Genomic DNA, 20,528 nt, shown 5'->3' on the forward strand with positions numbered 1-20,528 from the left:
AATTAAATGAAACAATACTCCGTTGTAAAAATTATATCTCTAAACAAGGTTTTTATTCATTCTGAAAAGAGCATCGGCTCACGTGCTCCAAAAGTTGGCGACGTTGGAACAATCGTTGATATTTACGGTGAGGCTATTGATATTGAGTGTAGCGACGAAAATGGCATGACTGTTTGGCTTGAACTTTTTGAACCTGGTGATGCAGACTTAAAGTTACTGCACATATAACAACGCAAATTAAGAGCGCGGATAAAAGTACTTGGCTTTGTTCGCATCTCACAAATTATAACCAACTATTTTTAGCCGATTATTTTCGGCGTTACGTTTTTTGAGAGAGTCATGGAATTCGTATATCAAATTTTAGAGAAGGAGCTTTTAATGCTCGTCGATAAAATATCCAGCTGTGATACTCTAGAGGAGAAAGCGGAGCTTATTGGTAATAAAAACCTGATTGAGCACTCTATTAAGCTTCTCAAAAAGTGTGATCAGCATGGAATTTCATCAGGATCAATTTTCACCAAATTACCTCAAAAGCAATGCGATTCACCAAGCAGTGAGTATCGAATTATTGAAGATGGTGAAACAGACGATCCTCAATACTGGCAAGAAGTGAATATTGATACTAAATAGTTCAATTATGTACGTCTCGGTGAAGGAGATGTTGTAATTGAATGCTAAACCAAGAAATACTAAATCATAGTACGCGGGCCTGGTAATGTTGGCGGTGCTTCAGGTGTCAATTGTCTTATGAGTGGATTGATATATCGAGACGTTCATAAAAATGAGTTTTCTGACTCAGAGGTTTGGGAAGCAATAAAAAATGACGATCGTGAAGTATTGATTTTAATTCCTATGAAATTAGGTTTTTGCCATGACAATTGGAAGTTCACTCAAGAAGTGAGTGTTCGGTTGTCTGAGCACCCTGACGAAACTATTCGTGGTAATTCAGTGCGAGGGTTCGCTTATACAGCTATGAATCATGGCACATTGGAAAAGAACATAGTTAAACCAGTTTTGTTGCGAGCTTTAAAAGATCCTAGTGATTGGGTTAAGAGTTGTGCTCAAGATGCAGTTGATGATGTCAATCATTACATGGGTTGGCGCATTGGTACTGCAAGAAAAAACAAAGAACGAGAAAAACGTTTTTATGAACGAAGAAAGTGAATACCGGGGTCAGGTCTTGCATTTTGCACCAGACTTTTGAGCCCTACTTTTATTGCTCCCATTTGTTTCTTAAGCTTCACAAGAAAGTGAGGCTAAAGAAACAGCTTGGGTTAAATTGCATCAAGCGATGCCTTAAATATGAGTTTAACTAACAAACTAAAATTAATTAGCCAGAACAACAAGCAAGAGGTTTTGGTGAAACGTTACCTACTTGATTGTTGCGAAAAGCTAATTCGATTTCGTTCCGGGGAGTGCCTTCCCAAAAATTTAGCAATAGCCAGAAGCTACTTACGTGGCGTTGCAACTAAAAAGCAAATGCATCAGAGTGGGTGGGAAATTGAAGGAAATGCCTTTGGAACAGAGTACTATTTTGAACGCGGATTGCGTGCTTATTTCAAAGCAAACAAACATGTAAAATCAGACTTAATTAAAGTTAGGTTCTCTACAGGGCTAAATCATAAGGAGTCGAGTAAACACTTGATTGATTTGGCTTACTTTATAGACGCTGTTTTTTGTCATGTTCAATATTCTTCATGCTGGTTCTTCAAGGAAAATAGTGAAAAATTCATGTGTCCACGCTTGTTTGAGCGCTACTTTGGTAAGGATGTATAACAAAAGCTGAAACCACAAAGGATGCAAAGCAGGTTTGCGTCCTTTCGCCGTTATTTAGCTTGCAATTCTGCGCCGGTTGAGCGAGGCGTAATAGTGTTGGAATAAAAGATACTTAGAGGTTTATTTGTTTGCTCAACGCCATAAATGATGAGTATCCTCGACTTTACTATCATCAACCCACTATGAATATTCCAGCGCCAGTACGGCACAGCACCCGGGTTGCGTCTGGCGATTGTATAAAGATAAGCGCCCCTGATGTGCCTCAATGATCTGCTGGCAGAGTACCAGGCCAATACCTGAGCCTTGTTGCTTGGTGCTGTAAAAGGGCACGAATAAGTTGTCGGTGTTTGTTATGCCAATGCCATTGTCGCAAATGGTAATGCGCACTTGCTGATTGATAAGCTGCCAGTCAATCTCTATCTGGCAGTCTACATTGGCTTGCTCTGCGGCATCGCAGGCGTTCTTAAACAGGTTGATAAACAGCTGCTCAAATTGAGCCGGGTCGACGCAGAGCGACAGGTCGTGCGCATTGAGCAGATTGAATTCACACTTTGGAAAGAGCTTCTGGCAATTGGCGACAAGCGTGTGTAGTGAGCAAGTCTGGCGCTCTGGCTCTGGCAGTCTGGCCAGTTGATTATAGCTTTCGATGAACTTACTGAGTTCGCCGGCGCGATGCTGAATAAATTTTAAGTTCTCGGTGAGCGGCGCCTGGATGGCCGGCTCGCAGCGTTTGTTGACGATTTTCACTAAGGTTTGCGAAATAGAGGTGATCGGAGAAAGTGAGTTGTTTATCTCATGGCTCATTACTCTGATCAGCCTTTGCCAGGCGTGGCGCTCTTCGCTGCGCAATAAAGAATGCACATCGGTAATAAACAGCAGTTTATAAGCTTTGCCTTCACTTAGGTATTGCTCTGCATGCACATTGTAGCGCTTGGTTTGCAGTGCCACGGGCAGTTCAATCACCTGGCTTTGCCCGGACTCCAGTTGGCTGACTGCGGCTAGTGCCCTGGGCAGGGCCTGTTTTGTATGAGTGTCATTCAGTGCGAACAGGGTTTGTGCAGCAGGGTTAGACAACGCAATGCTCTGCTGGTCGTCTATGGCCAAAATCGCCACATCGATATGCTCAAGTACGGTTTGCACCAGCTGTTGAGATTCTGCTGACTGCCAGCGCTGTGCACTCAAACGTTCGGCAAGTCGGTTGATGGCATTAAACAGCGGCGTTAATTCATTTTCATGGGGGCCAGTGTGTGCCCTGAGTGTGTAGTCACCTTGTGCTAGGGCTTCCACCAAATTGGTTTGGGTTCGCAGCTGGTACACCACTTTTTGTTTGATATATAAGGTACTCCAGGTCAGCACTATCACGCCCAGCAGTGCGCACAGCGCCACCAGCCACACCGATATGTCGGTGAGCAGCATGGTGATAATGAGCAAAAAGAGCAAAGGCACAGCACTGGCAAGGTACAAATAGCAAAGCTGAGATTCGTATGACGCTGACTTAGGCATAAGTATTATTTACCTGTTTTATTTAAACGCCGGTAAAAGGTACTGCGGCTCAGCCCTAATGAGTGAGCAGCGGCAACGGCATCCCCCTGAAAGTGTGACATACGGCGTTCCAGGGCTTTTTGCTCCAGCTCAGCCAGGGTCATCAGTGGTTCCTGCTCCGTGCCCTCAGTGAATACGGCACTTTGGCGCGGCTGCTGTGAAGGTAAATTGAGGTGCGTAACATCAATTTGTTCGGTGGGCGCCAGAATGTGTGCCCGTTCCATCAGATGAGCCAGCTCTCTGACATTACCGGGCCAATGGTATGCTTGCAGGGCACTTTGTGCTTGCGGCGTTAAAACGCGCCCCTGTGCCGCGTACTTATCAATTGAGCGCCGTAAAAAGTGCTGCGCCAGCGGCAAAATATCGGCCTGGCGTTCTCGCAAGGGTGGAATATGAACCTGCACGGTATTGATGCGATATAGCAGATCTTTTCGAAAACTACCTTGGTGCACGGCGTCATCCAGGTTGGCATTGGTGGCGGTAATTAAACGAATATTGACTGACTGTGTTTTACTGGCACCGACTTTTTCAAACTGCCTTTCTTCGAGTACGCGAAGAAGCTTGGCTTGTTGAGAGTAGGGGGTGTTGGCAATTTCATCTAAAAACAGCGAGCCTTCATCGGCCAGCTCAAAGCGGCCAATGCGGTGCGACTTGGCATCGGTAAAAGCGCCTTTAACATGGCCAAACATCTCGCTTTCGAATAAGTTTTCGCTGACTGCACCCATATTTACGCTGATCAGCTGCTCGTCTTTTCGGGGCGATAAATCATGTAAATACCGCGCAAACAGGCTTTTTCCTGTGCCATTCTCTCCCGTCAGCAGCACACTGACATCGCTTTTGGCCACCTGAGATAAAGTCGACAGGACGTGCTTGATGGGCTCGGAATGGGCTATCAGCCCCGACACCACACCCAACTCATTTTGTAGCAGTTGATTGTGAACGGCTAGCTTTTGGGTGCGCTTATGGGCTTTTGCAAGCTGTAGCTGGGTGCGAATGATCGTCAATAACCGCTCGTTTTCCCATGGCTTTTGAACAAAGTCGTTGGCACCCAGTTGCATCGCCTTAACTGCAATCTCAATACTCCCCCAACCGGTAATGGCAATGATTGGCAAATGTTCATCGTCCGCTCTAATTTGCTCAATCAATGCCAGCCCTTCCTGGGCGGAGGTGGTATCCTGAGTAAAGTTTAAATCCGTGATCAGTACGCTAACGGTATGCTGTTTGAGCAGTTGTGTAGCCTGATCTGGCGAACTGGCCTGTAAACTGGCGTAGCCTTCTTCCAGCAACAGCAGGCTCAATGCATGTCTGATGCCTTCATCGTCATCAAGAATTAAAATTGGGTCGTTCATAAATGTTTGTTATCAACCGCTTAAGTGAACTCAGTGTACAACAAAAGCGCAGCGAATATATAAAAAGCTGCGCTTAGTTGTGGGTGTGTTAGTGGTTATGAAGCGCGTGCGCTGGTTCATTGCTGAGTGCGCGTTGCGTAGGCAGGTAGGTTGCCAGCAATACCACCAGGCTAAGTACGCCAGTGAGCACGACCGCAGTTACTGCGACATCGAAGAACTCAACGCCAATGGGCACCGACATGGCGTATCCCAGTGCTAAGCCGATTGCCAGTCCGGGCACTGCACCGAGCAGCAGCTGTGTGGTACCTGAGAGCAAAAACTCAACGGTGATACGATTTTCGCTGGCTCCCAGCGCGCGTTTTACCCCAATCTCCTGAGTGCGCTGCGAAATGGTGTTGGCCATTACCCCGTAAATGCCGCTGGCAGCCAGTAACAGCGAAGCTAAACCGAATAGCACAAATACGCCCCCGACAAATCTCAGTGGTGCAACACGTTGCGTGAGGCGATCATCCAAAGTGGCGATATTGAATACAGGCAGTTGCGGATCAATCTGATTTACCACCCGGGTTAGTGCGGTTTTAGCACTCTGTGTGTCGCTTTGCAGTTGCACACTGATGAAAACAGAGGCGCGCGGCGATTGTGCAAAAGGCAGATAGACGGACGGAGTCCTCACTGCTTTATCTCTGTTAGGCATGGTTTGTACGACATGTTTAACAACACCAACAATCGTAAACCACGGCCCTTTGCTGCCATCTTCATTAATAAACTGCACGCGTTGCCCAACCGGTTGCTCCGAATTCATGTACTGCTGTACAAAACTATCTGTGACAATCACGGTGCGTTTATCCTCGGTGTTGTCTGAGTCACTAAAAAAGCGGCCTTCGAGTAACTTTGCCTCTAAGTGTTGCAATGCACCCGGGACTACGGCTATCTGGTTGGCTCTTGGGTAGCTGGATAAACCTTGCTGACCATATTCCTGACCGGCTACGGCAACTGCGGGGCGTTTATCCCCAAAACCCGGTAATGCTGATGTGAGCATGTTGCTGCTAAACCCACTTTGGGCGTCTAACTGCGTCTTAAGCGTTTGTACAAACTGGCGTCTTTGTTCATCCGTCTGATATTGCTCAGCTGGCAGTGTAATTTGCCCGACCAGTTTATCCTGGGTATTAACACCGTAATCTGCATAAGTGGCCTTATAGCTTGCTGAGATCATCACAGCAGCAACAATCAAAATGGTGATGGATAAAAATACCTCGCCAATTACCAGCGCTTTATTGAGTTTACCAGCGCCTTTGCCCAGCGCACCGCGCGTGCCATCGCGCAGAACCGCATTAAAGTCGCCGTTAATGTTGCGCCATGCGGGCAAAAAGCCGGTGATAAAAATGGTACCCACCAGGAAACCAAAAAAGACTTTCAGGGTGTATGCGTCTATGCCAAAGTCCCACCAAAATGGTGGTCTGTCGGTAAAGAATTGATTGGTGACCGTTTGCGTTATTTCTAATCCCCAGCCAACGAGCAATAGTCCAATCAAACCACCCAAACCACAGATCAACAAGCTTTCCCATAACAGCTGACTCAGTAACCGTCCAGTTGGTGCGCCCAGTGCAACGCGAATGGCTGTTTCCTGAGAGCGTTCAACGGCACGTGACAATAACAAGTTACCCACATTGACGGACGCCAGCACTAAGATAAGGATTGCAGCAGTATGCATAACATAAACCACCGACATGCCGCCATCCGCGGTAGACTGGTGCATGGTAAGTGCATACGCGCTCAGGCCCGAATTAGTTTTTGGATAACGCTGCTCCAGGCGCTGCATGATCAGCGTCAGCTCGTTGTCTAGTTGTTCAATTGATATGCCAGGTTTTCTCAGTGCTAATCCCGTTACCTGAGCGTTTTGATCCCGCGAGACTTGCTGGGGATTATCGCGCAGAGGTCGCCAAAGCTGAGCCCGGCGAGGGTAGTAATAGCCCTCTGGCATCACGCCAATGATACGATAGGGCTGGCCGTTAATATCCACACTGCGTGACAGGATCTCCTGATCTGCACCAAAATGGTTTTGCCAGATATCGTAACCCAGTACCACTACATTCTGCGCGCCAACTTTATCTTCTTCGGCTGTAAATGTTCTGCCCAACAACGGGGCGGTGCGGGTGAGTTCAAACAAATTGGCACGCGCATCTGCGCTTTGGTATCTGCGTGCGCCATCACGCCCGGCAATATTAACGATTGCGCTACGATAGGCGCTAAACTCACTGGCTCCGGTCAACTGCGCTTCGACCTCGGCAAAATCATGAATATTAAAGTCACCAAAATTACGCTGGCCGTTGGTTGAGGTGGTGAGCTCAATTAAGTGCTCACCGTCTTCAAAGGGCAAAGGCTTAAATAGCATCGTATTCATAAATGAGAACAGGTAAACACTTAAGCCAAGGCCTGTTGCCATGACAAACACGGTGAGTGCGCTAAAGCTGGGCTTTTTTGCCAGCAGGCGCAGGGCATATTTGATATCGCTGCGAATACTCATCATCTTTCCCCTTAACTGTGCACGACGCCTGCAAGCTCAGGCTGTGCAGCGTGCGTCTTGTGATCGGCAATGATCCGGCCATCAAGTACTTCAATTTTGCGTTGTGCCCGTTCGGCGGAGCGCGGGTCGTGCGTTACCATACAAATGGTGGCCCCTTCCTGATGAAGGGTATCAAGCAGCGCCAGTACATCGTGGGCATTTTTAGAGTCCAGGTTGCCGGTAGGCTCATCCGCCAGAATTAAGCTGGGCGAACCGGCGATGGCGCGGGCTATGGCAACACGTTGCTGCTGACCACCTGATAGCTGCGACGGGTAATGATTAGTACGGTGGCTCATATTGACCTTGGCTAGCGCATCTGCCGCCATTTGCTTAACCTGCGACTTACTTAAATCTTTACGGTAGGTGAGGGGGAGCTCGACGTTTTCCATCACATCTAAATCACTAATCAAATTAAAAGACTGAAAGATAAATCCAATTTGATTGTTGCGTATCTGCGCGCGCTCTGTTTTGCTGATATTCCCCACTTCATGCCCTGCAAGCTGGTAACTCCCTGAGGTTGGCGTATCCAACAGACCTAACAGGGATAACAGGGTCGACTTGCCAGAACCGGATGGCCCGGAAATGGCAATATATTCTTGCTGGTGCACTTGCAGTGATACATCGTTCAGTGCATGGGTTTCCAGGTCGTCAGAGAAAAACACTTTACTGAGATTTTTTAATGCTAATACAGGTTGAGTCATGGCGGTTTCCTAGTTGATTCTAAATTGGTTATAACTTTCGAAGCGGCTTGGATCAGAAGTGACTATCTGATCACCCTCTTCAAGTCCTTGAATAATTTGTACATAGTTGACAGAGCCCAACCCGAGTTGCACGGCTGTACGCGTGGCCATTAAACCATCTGAGCTGAGTTTGTAAATACTGGATTGGGTCTGACTTTGGGTAAATAAGGGGCGTGATACGTACAGCGTGTTATCAAGCTCTGCGATGGTGATTTCACCATCTACGCTAAGCGCAGGCCGCGCATCGCTCGGCAATCGCTCACTAAAGGCAACATCGACCTGCACATTGCCTTGCACAACTTCAGGGTCGATACGCGTGATCTGGCCCAAAACCTGGTTATTTTGGGTGTCAATGGTGACCTTCTGGCCTACCTTGATTTGCTGAATTTGCAGCTCAGGGACTTGCAGCTCAGCGATGAGCGTCCCCTGGTCGGCCAGCTTGGCAATGTTGCTGCCCATGCTGACATGCTGACCAACTTCAACGGGTAGCGCTAAAATGATGCTATCAATGGATGCGCGGACACTCAGCTCATTCACTTGCGTTTGAATGCGCGACACCCGGTTTTTTAGCTGATTGAGCCTGGCAAAGCGGGCATGTTGCTGCGCTTTTAAGCTTTTAGCCGATTCAGCCATTTGCTCTTTTCTGGATGCCAGCGTCTGACGTGCCTGCTCAAGTGCAATTTTGGCGCGCTGAAAGTCCAGTTTTGAGACTGCACCGGTTTCAATTAACTCAAGATGCGCCTGGTATTCGTGTTCAGCACCGTCAACTGCCATCCGGGCATTGAACATATCAGCACGTTGTTGTGCAATCGCGGCTTGCTCAGCCAAATCACTGGCCTGATGCTCGGCTTCCAGCGCAGAGAACTCCCACTCGGCCTCAGCAAGCTGTTGCTCTAAGCGCGGATTCGTTAAGCGCACAATTTCGTCGCCCTGGCGTACCTCTTGTCCTGGCTTGTAAAGCAGCGCTTCTACTTTGGCATCGCCACTGGCCGACAACCATTGCACATTTTCAGGAACCAGCACGCCATTACCACGCACGGTTACCGTGAAACTGCCTCTTTTAACCTGGTTAATGATTAATGAGTTGGCTTTGAGTGTAAGCTCCGCGCGCGAGTACTGCCACACTTGGTAAGCACCAAAAGCCACTGCCACTAGCGCGATAAGTGCTATGACTAAGGTACGCGGAGACCTTGTCTTTTTTGTTGTTACTGCAATGTCCATTTTCACTCCTGGTCGAATAAGAACAATTTGAGAGTAACAGAGCAGGCATTGTGCCAATTTATAAACTGTTGATATTTATCGATCTTTTGTTTTTTGTGGATTTCTCAGTCCCATATTTGGGATTTAATTTGAGACTAGGCTCAAAGATGAGACTGTCGGTGTGGAGGGCATTATTAAGGTGGTTAATCAACCTGGAAGGCGGTTTGATTTTTAGGTCGTTGAAGCATTAATTGAAGGTATATGCCCTTGCAAATTATAGCGTTTCTTATTTTTTAGCTGGGTGCCTTTATAACAACCATAAGCAAGCCATTAGTTTTGTTGTGTTACGTTGAGTGCCCAGGCAAAGCCTGCTGCATACCACGCTGCTCGGCTCGTTTCAGGCAAAACCGATAATCCACTTCGTCATCCCGGACGCGTGCGAGCCGGGATCTGCTTAAACACTACACGGAAGTAGACTGATGAGAAGAGACATTTGTTCGAGTACAACCACCCAAAATTCGTGTGCACATGAAACGTCGTTTATCTTCAGCCTACACTCAATGGGTTTGAGCATGGCTGATTATGCCGACGGCAAGGAAAAGTTTGATTAGCTTATTGGCTACCTATCAGAACAACCTAGAGGCCAGCCACTGGTTTTGGTGCGCGTAGATAAAGCCCTTTTGAGAATTCATATGTTCTGTTTATTTATACAGGTATAAGTACTGGAGCGCATTTTATCAGTCGTAATTCTCGCTTTCTCCGAATTCTCAAGTCTCGTTTATGCCGCAACTATTTTTAAGTACATGAAATTCATAGAACTAGTAGTTTTACATAACGAGACCGTAAGTCTCGCTAATACCAAGTCTCGTTTTCTACAGACGGCAATAGACTTGAAGACAAGGGGGGTTGGTGGTAGGTTTTTGTTACTAAAGTGAATAAATTAGTTTGACGATGAGTTGGTTGAACTTTGTGGACGGGGTTTAACCGGCATTCACGCTAATACACTGTTATCTCTCTATCGGCCCTGAGCTAAGGAATACAAATGAGAATATATGAAGTCCCAAGTGAAAGAAGATACTGGGTTGTGAGAGCAGATGGAGGGTTGTATTACGATCATTTTACAAGAAATGGTCTGATGGCTTTGGGGCATTTGAATAGCCTCGGAATAACAATCGAGGATCGTGAGAAATTCTTACCTGAAGAAGGTTGGCTGAAAGATATTGTGGCTAAAAAGTCACAGATAAAAAAATCAAGTAAACGCCAAGAGTCCGTAAGCTTCAATCAGATAAAGAACTTTATTTACGATATTAAGGATGGCGACTGGGTTATTACCGTCGGCTATAACTCTTTAAGAGTAGGTATCGTCAATGGAGATGCCTACATTAAAAACGAAAAAGTTGTAATTTATTACGACCCTGAAAAAGATAGAAAAGTTGAAATGGATTCTAACTTACGTAGAAATGTAAGTTGGGGTCCAGTAATTTCAAGATCGGCGATGCCTTTTGGTCTTTTGTCTAGCCTTCGGGCGAATCAAACAGTTTTTAATGTAGATAAGCACTGGGAGGCTATTTACCATTCTCTTTATCCTGCATTTAGCAAGGAGGATGACTTATACCTTTCTCTGAAAATACGTCAAGAAAAAGAGATTAATAACTATAGTGTCGTTCAGATACTATCGTTTCTAAACGAAATTGAAGTTATCGCTAAGGAACTTGAAGGAAATCTAAGCCCAGATAACTTCGAGGAGTTATTTGCTCAATATGTAGTCAGAGATCTTTTGACTCTAACTACTAAAGCACAGTTTAATTCTCCCGGCGACATTTGGAATAAAATTGATTTTTCAGGTCTCAAGAAATCAAAAATGGCCTATGTGTTAATTGGTTATGCCATGTTGTTTGGTAATGAGCATGCCGGAATGGATGGAATTATTGATCTAGAAACACGTCAGAGACTTTGGTCCATTGTTGCTGACCGTATTGAACAAAAGGGTATGTCTCACGTGGTGGACAATTTGGAACTAAGTAAACCAAAATATGACACAACCATCCTAGAGTCAAAAGACAAAAAAGAGATAACAAAAAGCTCAAGCGGACGCTGACGCGCCGCTTAGCTTGGCGTTACATGCAAATCAGCACATGGAGAATTTATGAGTAAATATGTTCCACCTACAATTCTAAGCAGTGCTTTTAATTGCCCTCATTGCGAAGCCTTTTCAAATATGAAATGGAGCTATACCGATAGTTACATTTATCACCGAACTGAAAGAACAAGAATTTGGGCTTGTAGGTGTTCATGTTGTGAAAATGACTCATACTGGTGGGTGCTTGATTATGATAATGAGGGAAGCCCATGCGATGGGTATATGATTTTGCCAGAGGCCTCTTCTGCACCTATGCCCCATCCTGAAATGCCGGATGATGTAAAAGAAGACTATTTAGAAGCTCGTGCAATTGTTGGTACATCTAGTAGAGGAGCTTGTGCTTTATTACGCTTGGTAGTTCAGAAGCTTTGTAAAGATCTGGGCTATACGTCGGGCAATATTAACAAAGATATAGGCTCTATGGTTTCGGATGGGCTTCCTGTTCAAATACAGCAAGCATTAGATGTCGTTAGAGTAGTCGGAAATAACGCCGTTCACCCTGGAGAATTAAATAAGGGCGACGTCGATTCCGTTGCAATTGCAATCTTTCATTTGATCAATGAAATTATTGAAGATCGAATATCAAAGCCTAAACGAATAGCCGAACTTTACGAAAAGCTTCCCAAAGGAGCCGTGGAAGCAATTGAAAAGCGAGATTCATAAAGCATGTAACAAGTCAATAAACTACGCGCCTTCGGCGCCGGACGCAGCAAAGCTGCGCCGGTTATTGAGGCGCTGGGGGATCCCCTCATAATTGAGGCCTCCCAAGCCGATGTATCAAGCGCACGTATTCGCGTATAGCCCAGAGTAGTTGCTTCCCCGTCATAACATAATCGCTTCGTCGCCTGACCTCTTTGCCAAGCCTGACAGTCGACAGCACAGCACGATCTCTGATGGTATTTGCCTGAAACTTTCGTTGCCAATTTGAGTGCTGAGCATACAGGCCGATCCACCAGAGAATAATGGTCGCTCTCACTTGAAAAACACTGGGCGAGTAATAGCAGTATATCGAGCCGGTTGGGGCATCGACTTTTACTATGTCTCAGGCCCATACCGTATTGGGGGCTTTTCAGGTCTCGAAAGCTTTCTTCGATTTGCAAGGGATTAGCGCCTCATATCAGGCGCGCGTGGAAGCGGTAAATAGCATGCCGATCGTTATGCATGGCTGTGTTGCCAAGCAGTCGGTCCATACGTTTAATGTTGTGTTTTGCAGCGACAGGGCCTTTCATATTTCGACCCCGCTCAGTAAGAGAAAGTTGATTGCTATCAAGCAAAGCCTCAGTTGCCAGCATTAATGAGTCAAGGCGCCGAGCATGAATATGGGGGCAGTTTTTTCTGAGCATATCGTGTAGGATGTTGGTATCACGCATGGTGTTGTTATCTGGTTAGTTTTTGGCGAAATAAATTAGATCAAACAATGCCGTGCGTGTCCATCACATTGATTTTAAGAATGATTATCTGGGGATTCCTCAGATTGAGGCGTTAGGCATTATGGTGTTTGCTCAAAATGAGGCTTCAATGAATAGTGAAGAGTTTGCAGGTGAATACTTGCTAAAGAAATTTAGATTAAAAGACTCAGATATAGAACGTTATGAGGAGGAGATAAAAAATGGAGGAAACAGCCGTTACCTTTCTCTTCGAAAAATGTCACAACTTGAGAGCTATCATACTCCTGATTATGTAATCTCAGACGATGTAAATGACTCTCTTGAAGACATATTGTTTGTCGACGTTAGCGGTCCGAAAGGTGGTTTGTTGACTAAGACAGAAATTGAACTCGATAAAGAAATAGCTCGCATACAGTCTAAAATGTCAGTCGGGCAAACTCGCTCTGTAGAGTTAAGTAAGCAAGTGAAGCCGTTGATTCAGGGTGTCAAAAGCAAATTAATAAAAATCAACAAGAAGTATGCTTGTAATAGGGACTATAAGGGTTCTATTTCACCAAACAATGGAATCGTTTACTGCATGGAAGAGGGACGCGTTCCTGAACATCACAAGAATACAATGCATAACCTTGGAGCTTTCCAGTTATCGATAACTACATTAGAGCTGCTCGATTTATTATCCAGTGGAAAATGTCAGTTTAATGATATTGAGCAACTTGGGCTTAATCGTCCTGTTGTCTTTGAGTTCAATGAACTGTACAAAAACATCAGTTTTATAGCTTTTGTTGGCAGAGAAACTTTAGAAAACCAGTCGTACATATTTGTTAATAGTGAGTTTTTACGTTATTCTAACAATATACTGGCTCAAGCAATCAAAAAGATGCCCTATGTAAATGGCAATGGTTTTCGAAGTACGAGATGTCCAAAATCAAAGCTGTTAATTGACATCAATCTTTCTGAAATTACCGAAGAAAATCCATATGTTTTTCCGTATGGAAATATAAATTATAAGGGCAATGAAATGCCCGGCGCAGATGTGCCTCTAGAAGAGATTGAGGCGTTAGGCATTATGGTGTTTGCTCAAAATGAGGCTTCAATGAATAGTGAAGAGTTTGCAGGTGAATACTTGCTAAAGAAATTTAGATTAAAAGACTCAGATATAGAACGTTATGAGGAGGAGATAAAAAATGGAGGAAACAGCCGTTACCTTTCTCTTCGAAAAATGTCACAACTTGAGAGCTATCATACTCCTGATTATGTAATCTCAGACGATGTAAATGACTCTCTTGAAGACATATTGTTTGTCGACGTTAGCGGTCCGAAAGGTGGTTTGTTGACTAAGACAGAAATTGAACTCGATAAAGAAATAGCTCGCATACAGTCTAAAATGTCAGTCGGGCAAACTCGCTCTGTAGAGTTAAGTAAGCAAGTGAAGCCGTTGATTCAGGGTGTCAAAAGCAAATTAATAAAAATCAACAAGAAGTATGCTTGTAATAGGGACTATAAGGGTTCTATTTCACCAAACAATGGAATCGTTTACTGCATGGAAGAGGGACGCGTTCCTGAACATCACAAGAATACAATGCATAACCTTGGAGCTTTCCAGTTATCGATAACTACATTAGAGCTGCTCGATTTATTATCCAGTGGAAAATGTCAGTTTAATGATATTGAGCAACTTGGGCTTAATCGTCCTGTTGTCTTTGAGTTCAATGAACTGTACAAAAACATCAGTTTTATAGCTTTTGTTGGCAGAGAAACTTTAGAAAACCAGTCGTACATATTTGTTAATAGTGAGTTTTTACGTTATTCTAACAATATACTGGCTCAAGCAATCAAAAAGATGCCCTATGTAAATGGCAATGGTTTTCGAAGTACGAGATGTCCAAAATCAAAGCTGTTAATTGACATCAATCTTTCTGAAATTACCGAAGAAAATCCATATGTTTTTCCGTATGGAAATATAAATTATAAGGGCAATGAAATGCCCGGCGCAGATGTGCCTCTAGAAGAGATTGAACTGTCAAAGATCCACCAACAATTCAACGATGGCTTCTCAAAATAATGCTTAACAAACAATTCAACGATGGCTTCTCAAAATAATGCTTAACAAACAATTTAAGAGTGATTCAGCACGCTTGGCATTTTTGGTTTGGGTTGAGTTTTGTGTTTACGGTGGTCAAGTTGAGTGAAGTGGTCGCGTGCTTCACACCTTAATTGGGCGTTTTCTTGGAGGCATAAAATGGAAGTTATTGAAATTAAACCTTCTGAGTGGTTTCTGTTAAAGCACGAGGGCGAATACTACATAGATGTTTATTGTCATAGCGGCTTTTTTAGTTTCTCAGCGGTTGTTCAATTAAACGCTAGCGAAAAAGCTAATTACTGTGCTCACGGCGTTATATTTATAGAAAGCTTAGCTGAAGCAATTGCCGGCACAGCTGAGTACAATCACCCTAGAAACATTAAAGAACAAGGCTTGCTTGGCTTAGTAACAGAGTCAATCAAGGTATGGAGACAAGATAAAAATTACAAATCGCTTAACAGGGATTCCTAACGCTTGGTCACTTTCATTCAAATCAGCCTCAGTGTTTAGGGCACAAATTTAAAGTTGGGTGGTATCGCGTTATCGCCCGTTAGCAAGGGTTATACACCTAAGGGAGGTTTCGTGTTCTGGATTAAGCGTCATTTATATTATCAAGTCACAAGAGGTCAAGTGACCGCAACTTTTGTTGAGGAAGACAAATCAATAACTAAACTTTGTAGTGCCTTAAATCACCCAAAAACATTAATGGGTAATTTTATGGAAATAGAGGACTGCTTCAGAAGTATTGCAAAGGAATTAACTCCTCGACGTTTCTTATGGCAAGAGCATACAGCTATCGTTCACTTGTTAGAGTCAGTTGAAGGTGGATACATTAGCTTAGAAATCAGGGCGTTTAGAGAGGCTGCGTTTGGCGCTGGTGCACGCGAAGTATTGGTGCCTAACAGCAATTCTAAGTTAACTAAAGCACAAACCTTAAACCGAAAGTTTACGGAGTGGGACTGTGTATGACAAGTTGCTCAAGTTCGCTCGTGAGCTCACTGGTAATTGCCCCTTAACAAAGCTTTATGCTTTACTAGAGTTCAATGGCAGAAGATAGATTAGATAAACTTTTTGGTATGTTGTGTCTTACATTGTGTTCAGTGGGCACGATGCTACTTTTCATACCTGAAACCGCTAATATCTACTTTTCTATTGGTCGTTATTTTGTTTACGCAGCATTTGTCGTTGGTTTGGTTTCAATAACTTTAATTTGGCGTCGCTCTTTTAAGTTAAGAGGTTGGAAAAATCACATAATGTCGCTAATCAAATCTGTCGTTTTGGTCTGCATTTTTAGTGTGGCTTTTGTAATTTTAGTCGTTTCACATAGTGGTATCTAAGTGAAACATGACAAGCTCCTAACGCAAAAAGCTATGCCAGCACATTGCGTGTTTGGCGGCATTAACTTTGCTTTAAATTATGCATAGAATGATATTTGTTGCTTCAATGTTAACTCTTGCAGGGTGTGGTATCGCACCATGCATTGATGCTCAGTTTGAAAGAAAACCTAAGGTTATTGATAAAAAGCTACTTTTTGAACTTGAGTTAAAGAATGGCCTACGCTTTTCACGCACAATGAAATGCGAGCGCTATTACGATGCAATGTGTGCAGCCCGTGGTAATAGCTGGCAGTTAAGAGAGGTTGGCTCTGGCGTTTCGTATAAACGTAGCTCTCTTGAATTCACATCAGCAACAAAAGAAAGATTAGAATTGTATTTGCCCGAGTGTTTTGAGCTATTAAAGAGACAAGCGCCAATAAGCCTAAAAGACTTTGATATTATTAAAAATGGTGAACGCTTTTACTATGCAGAGTCACACGGAAATCTTCATGTTTTTCAGAGTGGTGGTTATAAAGATATTCCGTTGCACCAAATTAAACTGAGTTTTAGCTTAAAACTTAACGGTAAGCTTATAAAGTAAAGCTAACAAACTGGTCAGAGGCTGGTATGCTATGAGTCCGACGTTATAAAGGTTGCGTATAAAAATGGAAGCTTCTAGCTTTTTTCTTTGCTTACTTGTTGTTAATACTGTTTTTTCTATAGTCCACCGTTGGAGGCTAAGTGCTTTCTCTCGGGCAAAATTAAAAGACGTTCCTGAACCTTTACTTCAAGAAACACAAGCACAGATTAAAGATGGCTATAGAATAACGAAAGTATCTCAGCAGTCGGTAACTTTGGTAAAAACCAAAACTTATTTGTTAACTTGGTTTTTGGTGTTGCCAAATGTTGCTTTCAATACAGCTTTTTTATGTAATGTTTATGGGATCATTTTAACGAACAATAATGGTGTTGTTGACATAAAAACATTCTAAATTGTATAGGCTTTGTAATAAGGGGTTGAATTCGAGAAATATAGCTTGAGTATTTTTCGTAGGTACCTTCCCCAATATTTCTGTGTATATGATATGTCACCTAGTTTATAATCGTGTTCAATGGGCCCGAGAGTAGAAAGTTATGCTTGTAGCGGGAATAGCCAGAGCACAAATACGAATGAATTAAGACATTCAGTATGGATTGGGAAAGTTTTTCAGAATATATCGTATAGGATGATGACATCACGCATTCCATCGATATCTGGTTCGTTTTAGATGAGATACAAGCTAGATAAAACAATGCAGAGTATCTTCATAAAATATAACTATCTGAGGATTCCTCAGATACTAGCGTTAGCGTTTAATTGGAATGACCACCGTTGAAAAAAATAATAATGAAAATTTGGTTAGCGCTCTTACTCTCTATTACTGCTGGGTATTCTTCAAAACTCGTAGCGTCAATTATGCATTGTGCTTTTACGTCTGATAATTTTTGCTCTAATGTTGAAAGTTTGAAGTTTTTAACCAGTGGTGGCTACGATCAAATGTTTACTATCACCATGATTTTCTTTATCGGAAGTTTGCTGGCGTTTGAGTACCTTGATAAGGTGAGTGTTAGAAAAGCTGTTTTATATTCCGTTTTAATTGGTTCAACACAAGATATAGTGTTTTTACCGTTGGCCATGCTTCCTGTATACGCATTTGGTATCAGTTTTCAAAGTAACTTTATGATGATCGGCCCTGCTTTATTAGTTTGTTTACCTTTTATCATGCTAAAAGCGCTATCTAAAAGCGCAGCTAAATGCTAGTAAGCACGTCATGTGCGGAACCAGAATACCTGGTTTGATTCGCTATCCCGTCAGTACTTTTCACAGACATCCAATTTAAAATTCGTGAGCAGGGTGATGCGTCGTTTATCTTCAGTTTAAGTTCTATGGGCTTGAGGGGACTGTTACTGCTGATTGCAAGCAACAGGCACGTTAGCTTATCGGATATTTTTAGGCGGGTACCCTCGCTAATCAGTCAATATAATAATCGGTAAAGTTGAGCAATTCAGGTTGCATCGGTACTTTGCCAAATAGGAGGAAATGGGTCTAATTTTGCCCATAAATACGTTGCTCAGGCAACAGTTCAGCTCATAGAGCATGCGTGTTGCATAAGTAGGAATACTGAAGCACTATGTTTTAAGGCAGAATATGAAAGTGACAGCTATAATCGCCATATCAACTTTTTCATTCGGAATTCTATTTATTATTGTTGCAATCTTTTTTATTGTGATGGCTATAAAAGAACATCAGGGTTGAACTAGGGGGTTGATCAAGGCTCGTTTTTTACAGGCAGCAGCAGGCTTCAAGGCAAGGGGTCAGTGTGTTATGTTATTATTCTTGTTACGAATAAAGCTAATAAGTGGTGAGCGGCCAAGATTCTAGAAACAGGCTTTAACTGGCAATCTCACGAATACACTGTTAAAGGCCCCTATGTTTAAGTGCCCGCACTGTCAGAATAAAGGAATAGGTATCTGGGCCAAGTTTTGGTGCGGTTCCGATATGCCAGCAAAATGTAGTAGCTGCGGCAAGCTGAGTTACGTTCACTCAAAGTATCGATTTGGTTTTCAATCAGCCTGGCCGTTTGTAGTTTCCTGGCTGGCAATAGCGCTGACAATTTATGTATGCTTTCTCAGCAATAATATTGATGTTTTAGTGGCCATACCTTTCATTTGGCTGGCAGGTCGCTTCTGTGAGGTAGCGTTACTTCCAATGCAGCCGATCAGCGCCGAAGAATCTAATGCCAGTCGTAAGTTCGGAAACTGGTTCATGCTAGGTTTGGCACTATTAATCATGGCGGGCATCTTAGCAGGCAACTTTTAGCAAGTTGCTCAAGTGCACGTCGGGATTGCGGCACTCTGCTGGGCGTTTAAATCGCTCAATTGGTCGCCCCATAGCAAGGTGTTATAGGTAAGAAGAAGTCGTGTGTTTGAAATCACTCTACAAATTTTTTTACGAATAATTGTAGGCTTTCTAATCAATACAGTCTGCTATTACGCAGGTTGGTTTATTTGTAAGATCGCAACATTAGGAAGGTATCCATATAACTACCCGCATGAAGATGGGTTAGTGATGGATTGTATATGCATGAGTATTGAAACTCTAATTGGTTCTCTCGTAGTTTTTGGGATTTTCCTATTTGTCTTAATAAATTACTTATAAAAAGCGCTGTAACCAAAGAGCGCCAGGTGGAGATTAAGATCGTATGCATATTTTAAAAATTGCGCTTATATCAATTGTACTTTTCTCAAAGTTAGGCTTAGCTTCTGGTTTTGGAGAACTTGCGCCATATGTTCCACAGAGTAGAGTGGTTATTGCTGATGTAATGGTTTTGTCTACTTCGAAAGAGGTAGAAGAAATCGGAATTCGTTTACAAAACTCATTTAAAGAACATCCTGATTGGTTTCGGGCATACGTATCAACAGCTGAAAAAGGTAAGCCATTAGCGTTTCATAAGAACTTTGGCATTACAAAAAAAGAATACGAGTATTTCCTCACCGAATCACAAAAGATGCAATTAGTTAAAACAGCAGAGACAAGGTTGAAATTTGCTTTATCATCGAGTGGCAATGTCGAGATCATGGGGCTACCAGCATCGCCTCCCCACAATAGGCTCGAATTTAACGTAAAATCAAATCAAATTGAGATAGCTAAGACGACCCTTAATACCTACAAAGAAATTAATCAAAATAAGGCTAGTTCGGCAACAGGCCGGTGGAAAGGAAAACAATGGTCATTTAAGCACATGCAATCTGAGTCTGACTTTAAATCAATTAAATTTGCTATAGGTACCAAGCTTGATGAACAAAAGCACATAATTTATTACGATGTAAACATTGTTGTTGATGGGCAGCCACAAATGCTTACCTATATTCTTCTTTATAGTTCGGTGTAGCTCGTTATCTAGAAAGTTACTCAAAAGGACACGAAGTACTTGGTTTGTGCTTCCTGGTCTTAATTTTAGCCAAGCATTTATGTGCGCATTAGTGAGGCGTTAGCATGCAGAGAATTGTATGAGAGCATTTCTGGTTTTGTTGTCTTTATTTCTAGTTGGCTGCTCGCCAGTTTGGGAAGAGCCACCGTATGAAATTTACTACATTGATGGTGCTAAAACGCTAGGATACAGGCTTGGTGAAGGCGGGTATATTGGGCGCGTTGATGAGCCTGAACTTGTTAAAACTAATGAAAAATATATTTCAGTTTATGCTTGTCCACATAAATCTTGCGCTTTTTACTACATTGATAAGGCTAAAGATCACAAGTTTGCTGAGGCCGATGAGTTTGTTTTTGGGCCATATACAAAAGCGCAATTTACAGCACTAGTTAAAAAGTTAGGATTACCGAATGTCAGAACGGAGTAAGCAGCAATGCTAACAACCGCTCCACTCAAGGAAACA

General features: G+C 43.2%; 20 protein-coding genes and 2 pseudogenes. 15 read left to right on the forward strand and 7 right to left on the reverse strand.

Going from position 1 to position 20,528, the window contains the following annotated elements; all coding sequences use genetic code 11:
- Window positions 1-6 precede the first annotated feature (6 nt).
- The 4 genes from PRUB_RS20055 to PRUB_RS20070 all read left to right on the forward strand — a co-directional run bounded on the left by PRUB_RS20055 (window position 7) and on the right by PRUB_RS20070 (window position 1,776).
- Window positions 7-228, forward strand: a complete 222-nt coding sequence (locus PRUB_RS20055; RefSeq protein ID WP_010386809.1) for a hypothetical protein — start codon at window positions 7-9, stop codon at window positions 226-228.
- A 150-nt stretch (window positions 229-378) separates the two neighbouring features.
- Window positions 379-630, forward strand: coding sequence for a hypothetical protein (locus tag PRUB_RS20060; RefSeq protein WP_010386810.1), 252 nt, complete (start codon window positions 379-381; stop codon window positions 628-630).
- Window positions 631-747: 117 nt separating this feature from the next.
- On the forward strand, window positions 748-1,164 hold the full coding sequence (locus PRUB_RS20065; protein WP_010386811.1) for a hypothetical protein: 417 nt from the start codon (window positions 748-750) through the stop codon (window positions 1,162-1,164).
- Between the two features lie 138 nt (window positions 1,165-1,302).
- The gene (locus PRUB_RS20070; protein ID WP_010386812.1) at window positions 1,303-1,776 is read left to right on the forward strand and encodes a hypothetical protein; all 474 of its coding nucleotides are present in this window, start codon (window positions 1,303-1,305) and stop codon (window positions 1,774-1,776) included.
- Between the two features lie 180 nt (window positions 1,777-1,956).
- Here PRUB_RS20070 and PRUB_RS20075 read toward each other — a convergent pair whose 3' ends face one another.
- The 5 genes from PRUB_RS20075 to PRUB_RS20095 all read right to left on the reverse strand — a co-directional run bounded on the left by PRUB_RS20075 (window position 1,957) and on the right by PRUB_RS20095 (window position 9,191).
- Window positions 1,957-3,279 (reverse strand): sensor histidine kinase, encoded by a 1,323-nt coding sequence (locus PRUB_RS20075; protein WP_010386814.1) that lies wholly within the window; start codon window positions 3,277-3,279, stop codon window positions 1,957-1,959.
- Window positions 3,280-3,284: 5 nt separating this feature from the next.
- Complete coding sequence (locus PRUB_RS20080; RefSeq protein ID WP_010386815.1) at window positions 3,285-4,667, reverse strand: sigma-54-dependent transcriptional regulator; 1,383 nt, start codon at window positions 4,665-4,667, stop codon at window positions 3,285-3,287.
- 88 nt (window positions 4,668-4,755) lie between these two features.
- A complete protein-coding gene (locus PRUB_RS20085; RefSeq protein WP_242065268.1) occupies window positions 4,756-7,194 on the reverse strand; it encodes an ADOP family duplicated permease in 2,439 nt (812 codons plus the stop codon).
- An 8-nt stretch (window positions 7,195-7,202) separates the two neighbouring features.
- The gene (locus PRUB_RS20090) at window positions 7,203-7,931 is read right to left on the reverse strand and encodes an ABC transporter ATP-binding protein (RefSeq protein ID WP_010386817.1); all 729 of its coding nucleotides are present in this window, start codon (window positions 7,929-7,931) and stop codon (window positions 7,203-7,205) included.
- A gap of 9 nt (window positions 7,932-7,940) precedes the next feature.
- On the reverse strand, window positions 7,941-9,191 hold the full coding sequence (locus tag PRUB_RS20095; RefSeq protein ID WP_010386818.1) for an efflux RND transporter periplasmic adaptor subunit: 1,251 nt from the start codon (window positions 9,189-9,191) through the stop codon (window positions 7,941-7,943).
- A 1,021-nt stretch (window positions 9,192-10,212) separates the two neighbouring features.
- On the opposite strand from PRUB_RS20095, the gene PRUB_RS20100 reads away from it, so the two are divergent.
- Both PRUB_RS20100 and PRUB_RS20105 read left to right on the forward strand, forming a co-directional pair.
- A complete protein-coding gene (locus tag PRUB_RS20100) occupies window positions 10,213-11,268 on the forward strand; it encodes a hypothetical protein (RefSeq protein ID WP_010386819.1) in 1,056 nt (351 codons plus the stop codon).
- Window positions 11,269-11,316: 48 nt separating this feature from the next.
- Complete coding sequence (locus PRUB_RS20105; protein WP_040645309.1) at window positions 11,317-11,973, forward strand: DUF4145 domain-containing protein; 657 nt, start codon at window positions 11,317-11,319, stop codon at window positions 11,971-11,973.
- Window positions 11,974-12,058: 85 nt separating this feature from the next.
- Here PRUB_RS20105 and PRUB_RS26845 read toward each other — a convergent pair.
- A pseudogene (locus PRUB_RS26845) lies at window positions 12,059-12,419 on the reverse strand (IS4 family transposase); the annotation flags it as partial.
- 6 nt (window positions 12,420-12,425) lie between these two features.
- Window positions 12,426-12,680 (reverse strand): annotated as a pseudogene (locus PRUB_RS26850) (IS4 family transposase); the annotation flags it as partial.
- Between the two features lie 148 nt (window positions 12,681-12,828).
- Between PRUB_RS26850 and PRUB_RS20115 the strand changes: the two are divergent.
- The 9 genes from PRUB_RS20115 to PRUB_RS20155 all read left to right on the forward strand — a co-directional run bounded on the left by PRUB_RS20115 (window position 12,829) and on the right by PRUB_RS20155 (window position 20,492).
- The gene (locus PRUB_RS20115; protein WP_198452398.1) at window positions 12,829-14,760 is read left to right on the forward strand and encodes a hypothetical protein; all 1,932 of its coding nucleotides are present in this window, start codon (window positions 12,829-12,831) and stop codon (window positions 14,758-14,760) included.
- Between the two features lie 177 nt (window positions 14,761-14,937).
- Window positions 14,938-15,249, forward strand: coding sequence for a hypothetical protein (locus PRUB_RS20120; RefSeq protein WP_010385308.1), 312 nt, complete (start codon window positions 14,938-14,940; stop codon window positions 15,247-15,249).
- Between the two features lie 111 nt (window positions 15,250-15,360).
- Window positions 15,361-15,747, forward strand: a complete 387-nt coding sequence (locus PRUB_RS20125) for a rod shape-determining-related protein (protein WP_010385307.1) — start codon at window positions 15,361-15,363, stop codon at window positions 15,745-15,747.
- 447 nt (window positions 15,748-16,194) lie between these two features.
- Window positions 16,195-16,695, forward strand: a complete 501-nt coding sequence (locus PRUB_RS20130) for a hypothetical protein (RefSeq protein ID WP_155946267.1) — start codon at window positions 16,195-16,197, stop codon at window positions 16,693-16,695.
- Window positions 16,696-16,759: 64 nt separating this feature from the next.
- Window positions 16,760-17,086 carry a hypothetical protein gene (locus PRUB_RS20135; RefSeq protein ID WP_010385305.1) on the forward strand — a complete coding sequence of 109 codons (327 nt, stop codon included), beginning with the start codon at window positions 16,760-16,762 and terminating at the stop codon, window positions 17,084-17,086.
- A 395-nt stretch (window positions 17,087-17,481) separates the two neighbouring features.
- Window positions 17,482-17,895 (forward strand): hypothetical protein, encoded by a 414-nt coding sequence (locus PRUB_RS20140; protein ID WP_010385304.1) that lies wholly within the window; start codon window positions 17,482-17,484, stop codon window positions 17,893-17,895.
- 738 nt (window positions 17,896-18,633) lie between these two features.
- On the forward strand, window positions 18,634-18,954 hold the full coding sequence (locus PRUB_RS20145; protein ID WP_010385302.1) for a hypothetical protein: 321 nt from the start codon (window positions 18,634-18,636) through the stop codon (window positions 18,952-18,954).
- Window positions 18,955-19,336: 382 nt separating this feature from the next.
- Entirely contained in the window at window positions 19,337-20,026 is a 690-nt protein-coding gene (locus tag PRUB_RS20150) for a hypothetical protein (protein WP_010385301.1), read from the forward strand.
- Window positions 20,027-20,144: 118 nt separating this feature from the next.
- The gene (locus tag PRUB_RS20155) at window positions 20,145-20,492 is read left to right on the forward strand and encodes a hypothetical protein (protein WP_010385300.1); all 348 of its coding nucleotides are present in this window, start codon (window positions 20,145-20,147) and stop codon (window positions 20,490-20,492) included.
- Window positions 20,493-20,528: the final 36 nt, after the last annotated feature.

It is taken from the genome of Pseudoalteromonas rubra, from assembly GCF_000238295.3.
In the GTDB taxonomy this organism is placed as follows: domain Bacteria; phylum Pseudomonadota; class Gammaproteobacteria; order Enterobacterales; family Alteromonadaceae; genus Pseudoalteromonas; species Pseudoalteromonas rubra.